Genomic DNA, 352 nt, shown 5'->3' on the forward strand with positions numbered 1-352 from the left:
TAAAGAAACTGCTTTCTTTATTGATACAGATTGCTTCGAAATAGCTAATTCTCACGATTTTTACTGGGAAAACTACTTAGTTAATAGCCAAGGAAAACGAATGCGGTATAATATCATCGGAAGAAAAAAAGGTGAAAGTTCAAAAACACAACTATCTCGATTACTCCTAGAATGCAACACACAAAAAGAAGCATGTTACAACATCACAGGAAACCCTCTAGATCTACGAAAATGTAATTTACTTAAAACAAACATGGGTAAAGTTAAAACAAAAGAATTTCAAGAAGAAATGAACAAACTTATCAAAACTGTACCCCCATTACCGCAAATACAATTAAAAAATATCAATGAA

At 31.2% G+C, this 352-nt stretch carries 1 protein-coding gene; it reads left to right on the forward strand.

Features of this window, described 5'->3' with window-relative positions; all coding sequences use genetic code 11:
* Positions 1-100 precede the first annotated feature (100 nt).
* Positions 101-352 (forward strand): hypothetical protein (locus FE392_RS20950; protein ID WP_319932005.1); only part of this gene is annotated, 252 nt, incomplete at its 3' end.

The sequence above is a fragment of the Xenorhabdus santafensis genome (genome assembly GCF_033949405.1).
GTDB classification, from domain to species: Bacteria; Pseudomonadota; Gammaproteobacteria; order Enterobacterales; family Enterobacteriaceae; genus Xenorhabdus; species Xenorhabdus santafensis.